Here is a 7,073-nt window from a genome sequence, read left to right as displayed (position 1 = left end):
CCCCCCCCCCCCCCCCCCCCCCCCCCCCCCCCCCCCCCCCCTCCCCAAAAAAAAGACCCGCCCCCCCAGATTATTACGTGTCTGGGGGGTGGGGAGGGGGGGGGAAGAGACAGCCCTACGGGCGCGCGCCCGGCCGCGGCCGGTCGACCGAGGGCCGGGAACGGCGAGAGGCGCCACTCGTGTGAGTGGCGCCTCTGCTCAGGGCGACCCCGACCGGGCTCGAACCGGCGACCTCCGCCGTGACAGGGCGGCGCGCTAACCAACTGCGCTACGGGGCCTTGCGTGATGAAGTTGTGGTCGTGCGTATCCCCAACGGGATTCGAACCCGTGCTGCCGCCGTGAAAGGGCGGAGTCCTAGGCCGCTAGACGATGGGGACTGACCCGAACCATCCGCTTGGGACGTCGAGAACTATAGGGGAGTTCTGCGCACCCTCCAAATCGTCTCCCGGGCGCCGGCCGGCGGCTCGTGCCGCCGGCTCGCGTCACTTCTTGGCCCACGCCAGGACGTCCTCGACCGGCCACGTCGTGACGATGCGCTCGGCCGGGATCCCGAGCCGTTCGGCGCGCTCGCAGCCCAGCGACTTCATGTCCAGCTGGCCCGGCGCGTGGGCGTCGGAGTCGATGGTGAAGAGGCACCCGAGGTCGCGCGCGAGCTCGATGAGCTCGTCCGGGGGGTCGCACCGCTCGGGCCGCGAGTTGATCTCGACCGCGACGTCGTTCTCGAGGCAGGCGCGGAAGACCTTCTCGGCGTCGAACGTCGACGGCGGCCGCGTGCCCCGGCCACCCGTGACGAGCCGTCCGGTGCAGTGGGCCAGGACGTTGGTGTGCCGGTTGCGCACCGCCGTCACCATCCGCGGAGTCATCTCGAAGGAGGGTTGGCGCAGCTTCGAGTGGATCGAGGCGGTGACGACGTCGAGCTGGTCGAGCATGTCGTCGTCCTGGTCGAGGGAGCCGTCGAGGTGGATGTCGACCTCGATGCCCTTGAGGAGCCTGAAACCGTCGCCGAGGCTGCGGTTGATGGCCTCGACCCGGTCGAGCTGGGCCGCGAGCCGCTCGCGAGAGAGGCCGTTGGCGACGGTGAGCCGCGGCGAGTGGTCGGTCAGCGCCAGCCACTCCTGGCCGAGCTCGACCGCCGCGAGCACCATCTCCTCGATGGGGCTGCCGCCGTCGCTCCAGTTCGAGTGGGCGTGCAGGTCGCCCCGCAGCGCGGCATAGAGGTCGTCGCCGTCACGGGTCAGCGTCGCGCCGTGCTTCTCCTCAGCCGAGGCGAGGTAGGTAGGGACCACACCACGCACCGCCTGGCCGATGATCGCCGCGCTCGAGTCGCCGATTCCCTTGATCTGCTTGAGCGTTCCGGCCTCGACGCGTTCACGCAGCTCGTCCTCGGAGATGAGGGTGATGGCCTCGATGGCGCGCCGGAACGCGTCGACACGGTAGCTGCTCTCGCGACCGCGCTCGAGCAGGAAGCAGATGCGACGCAGCGCGTCGAGCGGGCTCATCGGTGCCGTCGGCGGGCTCGGCTGGTGCATTCGGCCAGCCTAGCCGCGCGTGTGGGACGCGCCCGGGTCCGCGCGGGAGGGTTCGCGGCCCCGGGCGCGTCCGTCCCGCGTTCGACCCCCGTCGGAACGCAGGACCCCCGAGAGTGGTCAGTGCTGCAGCGTCGGCAGCGTACCGCCGTCGGGCAGCTTTCCCGGAACGGAGGCCGTCGTGGCGACGACCCGGACGATGTCGCCGTAGCGCTGGACGAGGGCGCCGGGCCTCGAGCCCTCGTCCGCGGACACGACGACGCGGTCCCCACGGGCGTCGATGCCGATGCCGTGGACGACGATGCCCTGCGCCCTGAGGACGGGCGAGTCCTGGCGCACCCGCTCGGCGACGCTGACCTTCTCCGCCCAGGTGTGCGAGGCCTCGACGAAGCGCACCGAGCCGCTCGGCATCGCACTGCTGACGAAGGACTCGAGCGCCGCGTCGCGGCGCGTGACGGCGACGACGACCGTGGTGCCGGCCGGGTCCTCGGCGTAGGCGCCGGAGAAGGCGTCCGGCCAGCGGGTCGTCACGGTCGTGGAGGCGGCGTCGAACGCCCGGGTGGCCGGGGTGCTCAGCGTGCCGAAGAACGCCGACACGTCGCGGGCCGGTGGCATCGGGCTGCCCTTGGCAGTCGGGCCGCCCGGTGGCACGGAGCCCGGCGTCGGGGAGCCCGTCGCACCCGGCGCCAAACCCCGTGCGCCCGAGTCGGCGCCCGTGTCGCTCAACTGCTCCGGAGCGCCCGCGGCAGACCCCGCCTGGGTGGTCGTGGACGGGCGGCTGCCGGACAGGGCCCAGCCACCGCCGACCACCCCGACGAGCACGACCGCGGCCGCGGTGCCGAGGACGGCGTTGCGGCGCCGGGCGGTCCGGGCCCGGCCACGCAGGAGCGCGCGCTGGGCGAAGAGGTCGTCGCGCGGGGGTTCGAGGTCGTTCGTCATGGCGAGGGCCTTTCGCAGCTCGAGCTCGCCGGGTTCCGGCGTCGAGGCCGGGTCCGGGTCTGCGGCGGGGCCGGGTCGGCGCATCGGGTCCTCGCTCATGTCACGGCTCCTGCCCCCGACAGCGGTGGTTCGGCGAGCCGCTCACGCAGGGCCGCGAGGGCCCGGGAGATCTGGCTCTTGATGGTGCCCTCGGCCACGCCCGTGCACTCGGCGATCTGGGGCACGGTGAGGTCCTCCCAGAACCGCAGCACGAGGACGGCGCGCTGCTTCTCCGGCAGCCCGTGGAGCAGGTCGGTCAGCGTCATCGCGAGCTCAAGGTCGTGGTCGCCGGCGGACGGGTGCGACGGCAGCGGCTCGGGAGCCTCGTCGGTGAGCACCTCGCGGCGACGCCTGCGCTGGTCGTTGAGGTAGAGGTTCATCATGGTGCGCCTCGTGTAGGCGGTCTGGGCCCCGTCGGCGATCCGCGGCCAGGCCACGTACACGCGCGCCAGGGCCTCCTGGACGAGCTCGTCGCCGTCGGCCCAGTTGCCGCAGAGCAGGTAGGCGCGCCGGCGCAGCATCGTCTGCCGCTCCTCGACAAAGGTGCGGAACGCCGCCTCGTCCCTCCGTCTCATGTGCTCCCGCCTGGGTCGTCCGTCAGGTCGCTCGTCAGGGTTTCACGGTGTCGTACACCCCATGGACACGCGAGCCCGGCGAAGCGTTGCACGTCGTCGCGACGACGTGGGCCGACGGCGCACCCGGTCGGGTCACGACACCCGGCGCAGGTGCGCCAGGGCGAACATGAGAGCCGCCACGGTCTCGCCGTCGGTGATGCCGCCGTCACGGACGAGGTCGAGCACCTCGGCCACCGGGACCCGGCGCACCCCGTGGATGCCCTCCTCGGCGCGCGTCCGAACACCGGACGACCCGGCGAACCCCGGCGCCGGCCCGAGGCCGGTTGCCAGGAACACCAGCTCGGGAGCCCGGCACACACCGTTGAGCGCGTTCATGATGCCGACGGGGCGCCACTCGCGGGCGGCGAGGCCGGTCTCCTCGGCCAGCTCCCGGCGGGCGGCCGCAAGGGGGTCCTCGCCGTCGGTGCCGCCCGCCGGGACCTCGACGGACCGCCCGACGGTGTGCCGGTCCACCGTGATGAGCACGATCTCGTCGGCGTCGGTCAGGGCGACGACGAAGACCGCCGGGCTCCGCACCTCCACGACGCCGAACACGCCGTCGCCACCGTCCGGGCGCACGACCGCGTCCTCGTGGACCCGGATCCACGCGTTCTCGTAGACGACGCGGGTGCGTCGCACCGGCCAGGTCACGCGGCACCCTCGAGGTGCAGCAGCGTCTGCTTGGCGGGCAGTCCGCCGAGGTAGCCGCCGAGGGCGCCGTCGGACCGGACGACGCGATGGCACGGGACGACGATCGGCAGCGGGTTGGTCGCGCAGGCCGACCCGACGGCGCGGACCGCCTTCGGGCTGCCCGCGGCGGAGGCGACCTGCGCGTAGCTCTCCGTGGACCCGTACGGGATCGCGCCCAGGTGGCGCAGCACCTCGAGCCGAAAGCCGTGCGCGAGACGGAGGTCGACCGGCAGGTCGAAGCTGCGTCGGTTCCCGGCGAAGTACTCGTCGAGCTGGCGGGCGGCGTCGTCGAACCGCTTGGCGTCCTTGAGGATCCGCGACCCGACGCGGGTTCCGAGGGTCTCGAGGACCCGGTCGTGGTCCTCGAGGGCGTAGGCGACGCGGACCAGGCCCGCCTCCGTCGCTGCCAGCAGCAACGGGCCGAGGGGCGACTCGACGATGCGGTAGGTGGCGTCGAGGACCGAGGCCGCCGCCGCCCGCTCGACGAGGGCCGCATGGAGCGCGTCGAGCCGGGCCGCGTCGTCACCGGCGGGACGGGTCAGGCGGGCGAGGGTGTGGTCGGGCTCGGTTCCGGGCGTCGGCGAGGTCCGGGCATCCGGAGCTGTCGGGGTCGTCGGGGTCGCCGGGGTCGGCGGGGTCGTCGGGGTCGTCGGGGGCATGGGTCTCACCTCTCCGTGAGGGCGTAGGTCGTGCGCAGCCGGGCGATGCCGTCCGCGGAGGCGCGCCGTGCGGCCGCCGGCGTGCCGCCGACGATGCGCGCGACCTCGGCGTGGGGCAGGCCGGCGACGTGGTGGTAGGCGACGCAGCGTCGTTGCTTGTCCGGCAGCGCCGCCAGCGCAGCCCACAGGCAGTCGTCGGGGAGCGCGGCGTCGGGCTCGTCGCCGCGGGGGGCCGTCGACTCCGGAACCACGGCCACCGGCAGCGCTCGCCGCGCGCCGGCACGGGCGACGTCGAGGGCCTTGCGATGGGCGATGGTGACGAGCCAGGCCCGGACGTTCGCGTCGTCGGGCAGGTCGGGCCAGGCCCGCAGGGCCGCGAGGAACGTCTCGGACCACGCGTCGTCGGCCTCGGCCGGGCCGAGGACGGCACGGCACACGCGCAGCACGACGGCCCCGTGGTCGGTCACGGCCTGCTCGAACGGTCGCTTCATGCCCTGTAGACGCTCCGGCCCGTGGGTGTGTGAGGTCCCCATTCTGACGGGTTGGGCGGAGGCCCACCTGACCGACGAGGGGGGTCGACGAGGGAGCGCCGAGGACGGCGAGCGGTGAACGAGGACGGGTGGGGGCGTGGGACGGCGCCCTCAGAAGAGGCGGCCCGCGTCGTCGGCGGTCGGCTCCTCGAGCGCGAGGAGGAACCGCTTGCGCGCCAGCCCGCCGGCGTAGCCGACGAGGGAGCCGTCGGCGCCGATGACGCGATGGCACGGCACGACGACGGCGATCGGGTTGCGGCCGTTGGCCGTGCCGACCGCCTGGGCGAGGTTGCGGTCCCCGAGGGCTCGTGCGAGGTCCCCGTAGGAGCGGGTCTGGCCGTAGGGGATCTCGCGCAGCAGCGCCCACACGCGCTGGTGGAAGGCGTCGCCGCGCGGCGCCAGGGGCAGGTCGAACTCGGTCAGCGCCCCGGTGAAGTAGGCGGCGAGCTGGACGGCGGCCGCGGCGAAGGGCTCGTCGGCCGGGTCCGCCGGCTCACCGAGGACGTCCTCGCCGGGGCGGTACTTCGCGGCGTCCATGAGCAGGTGCGTCACGGCGCCGTCCTCGGCGACGACGGTGAGGTCGCCGATGGGCGAGGGGACGACGACGTGCGAGGCGGTCACCGCGTCGCGCCCCCCGAGGGCTTGCCGGTCTCGTGCGCGGCGAGGATGTCCTCGTGGGTCGGGACGGGGAACTCGGCCGGGTAGTCGCCGTACGCGCGCGGGTCCTCGCGGGGCTCGAGGTGGCAGGTCAGCGCGATGTCGCCGAAGTCGCGGTGGACCGTCGCCTCGACCTCCTCGACGAGGTCGTGGCCCTGCCGAACCGTCCAGGCACCGGGGACGAGCACGTGCACCTCGGCGAACCGGTGGTGGCCGGACTCGCGGGTGCGCAACGCGTGGAAGTGGACCTCGCGGGTGACGAAACGCGACAGGATCCCGGCGATCGCGGCGTTGTCCTCCTTCGACATCGCGATGTCCATGAGCCCTTCGGTGGACTCGCGGATCAGCTTCCAGCCGGTCCACACGATGTTGAGACCGACGAGGAAGGCGACGACCGGGTCGAGCCGCTCGATGCCGGTGAGGGCGACGACGAGGACGCCGACGATGACTCCCGCCGAGGTCCACACGTCGGTCATGAGGTGCTTGCCGTCGGCCGTGAGCGTGAGCGAGCGGTAGCGCCGCCCGGCACGCAGCAGGACGAACGCGACGGCACCGTTGACGACGGAGGCCACGACGGAGACGGCGAGGCCGATGCCGACGTTCTCGATCGGCTGCGGGTGCATGAAGCGGTCGACGGCCGACCACATGATGAGCATCGCGGCGACGAAGATCATGACGCCTTCGATGGCCGCCGAGAAGTACTCGGCCTTGGTGTGCCCGAAGTGGTGGTTCTTGTCGGCCGGCATGGCGGCGACCTTGAGGGCGATGAGCACCGCGACCGCGGCGACGAGGTTGACGACCGACTCGGCGGCGTCGGACAGCAGACCCACCGACCCGGTCAGCCGCCACGCGAGGACCTTGAGCGTGATGGTGACGACCGCTGCCGCGATGGACAGGTACGCGAACCGGCTCAGGTCCCGGGTCTGGAGCCCCCGGCTGGTGTCGCTCGAGGCGGTGGACGCCGAGGGGAGGCTCTCGGGGCGGTCGGGGTCAGCGCTGCTCACGGCTCCAGTGTCGCAAAGCCCACCGACGTCGCGTCCGTCCTGCCGGGGCCCGGACGCGTCGGTGGTGATGGAGAGGGTGATCGGGGTAGGTGTCTGGTGACCGATCGGAGAAAGGAGCCCTCATGGGTACCGAGGACAAGGCACGCAACACCGGCGAGGACCTGAAGGGCAAGGCCAAGGAAGCCGCCGGGAAGGTCACCGACAACGAGCGGCTCGAGGCGGAGGGCGAAAGGGACCAGGCCAAGGCCGACCTCAAGCAGCGGGGCGAGCAGCTGAAGGACGCCGGCGAGGACGTCAAGGACGCCGTCACCGGCGAGCACTGACCCACGGTCCGCCCGACGTCGGGGGCCGGTCCCACCGGGACCTGTCTCTTATACACATCTCCGAGCCCACGAGACGCGTAGTAATGTGGGGG

At 73.1% G+C, this 7,073-nt stretch carries 9 protein-coding genes, 2 tRNA genes and 1 pseudogene; 2 read left to right on the top strand and 10 right to left on the bottom strand.

Features of this window, described 5'->3' with window-relative positions; all coding sequences use genetic code 11:
* Nucleotides 1-185: pseudogene (locus ACPYOM_RS19980) on the top strand (vWA domain-containing protein); the annotation flags it as partial.
* A 19-nt stretch (nucleotides 186-204) separates the two neighbouring features.
* Here ACPYOM_RS19980 and ACPYOM_RS19975 read toward each other — a convergent pair.
* The 10 genes from ACPYOM_RS19975 to ACPYOM_RS19930 all read right to left on the bottom strand — a co-directional run bounded on the left by ACPYOM_RS19975 (nucleotide 205) and on the right by ACPYOM_RS19930 (nucleotide 6,658).
* Nucleotides 205-278 (bottom strand) — tRNA-Asp (locus tag ACPYOM_RS19975).
* Between the two features lie 26 nt (nucleotides 279-304).
* Nucleotides 305-377: transfer RNA gene (locus ACPYOM_RS19970), tRNA-Glu, on the bottom strand.
* A 105-nt stretch (nucleotides 378-482) separates the two neighbouring features.
* Nucleotides 483-1,529 carry a PHP domain-containing protein gene (locus ACPYOM_RS19965; protein ID WP_481347285.1) on the bottom strand — a complete coding sequence of 349 codons (1,047 nt, stop codon included), beginning with the start codon at nucleotides 1,527-1,529 and terminating at the stop codon, nucleotides 483-485.
* A gap of 117 nt (nucleotides 1,530-1,646) precedes the next feature.
* Nucleotides 1,647-2,564: a hypothetical protein gene (locus ACPYOM_RS19960; protein WP_481347284.1), complete on the bottom strand. Its 918-nt coding sequence runs from the start codon at nucleotides 2,562-2,564 to the stop codon at nucleotides 1,647-1,649.
* On the bottom strand, nucleotides 2,561-3,079 hold the full coding sequence (locus ACPYOM_RS19955; protein WP_481347283.1) for a SigE family RNA polymerase sigma factor: 519 nt from the start codon (nucleotides 3,077-3,079) through the stop codon (nucleotides 2,561-2,563). The genes ACPYOM_RS19960 and ACPYOM_RS19955 overlap by 4 nt, the downstream gene beginning before the upstream one ends.
* Nucleotides 3,080-3,211: 132 nt before the next feature.
* Nucleotides 3,212-3,769 (bottom strand): NUDIX domain-containing protein, encoded by a 558-nt coding sequence (locus ACPYOM_RS19950; RefSeq protein WP_481347282.1) that lies wholly within the window; start codon nucleotides 3,767-3,769, stop codon nucleotides 3,212-3,214.
* Nucleotides 3,766-4,467 carry a methylated-DNA--[protein]-cysteine S-methyltransferase gene (locus ACPYOM_RS19945; RefSeq protein ID WP_481347281.1) on the bottom strand — a complete coding sequence of 234 codons (702 nt, stop codon included), beginning with the start codon at nucleotides 4,465-4,467 and terminating at the stop codon, nucleotides 3,766-3,768. The genes ACPYOM_RS19950 and ACPYOM_RS19945 overlap by 4 nt, the downstream gene beginning before the upstream one ends.
* 5 nt (nucleotides 4,468-4,472) lie before the next feature.
* Nucleotides 4,473-4,958, bottom strand: coding sequence for an RNA polymerase sigma factor (locus tag ACPYOM_RS19940; protein ID WP_481347280.1), 486 nt, complete (start codon nucleotides 4,956-4,958; stop codon nucleotides 4,473-4,475).
* A gap of 150 nt (nucleotides 4,959-5,108) precedes the next feature.
* Nucleotides 5,109-5,618: a methylated-DNA--[protein]-cysteine S-methyltransferase gene (locus ACPYOM_RS19935; protein ID WP_481342595.1), complete on the bottom strand. Its 510-nt coding sequence runs from the start codon at nucleotides 5,616-5,618 to the stop codon at nucleotides 5,109-5,111.
* Nucleotides 5,615-6,658: a cation diffusion facilitator family transporter gene (locus tag ACPYOM_RS19930; protein WP_481347279.1), complete on the bottom strand. Its 1,044-nt coding sequence runs from the start codon at nucleotides 6,656-6,658 to the stop codon at nucleotides 5,615-5,617. Before ACPYOM_RS19930 ends, ACPYOM_RS19935 begins: the two co-directional genes overlap by 4 nt.
* A 122-nt stretch (nucleotides 6,659-6,780) precedes the next feature.
* Between ACPYOM_RS19930 and ACPYOM_RS19925 the strand changes: the two genes are divergently transcribed.
* Complete coding sequence (locus ACPYOM_RS19925) at nucleotides 6,781-6,981, top strand: CsbD family protein (protein WP_481342597.1); 201 nt, start codon at nucleotides 6,781-6,783, stop codon at nucleotides 6,979-6,981.
* Nucleotides 6,982-7,073 lie beyond the last annotated feature (92 nt).

Source organism: Monashia sp. HAY1-2A (assembly GCF_056755315.1).
The sequence above is the reverse complement of the archived record's forward strand: the minus strand, read 5'-3'. Positions and strand labels throughout refer to the sequence as shown.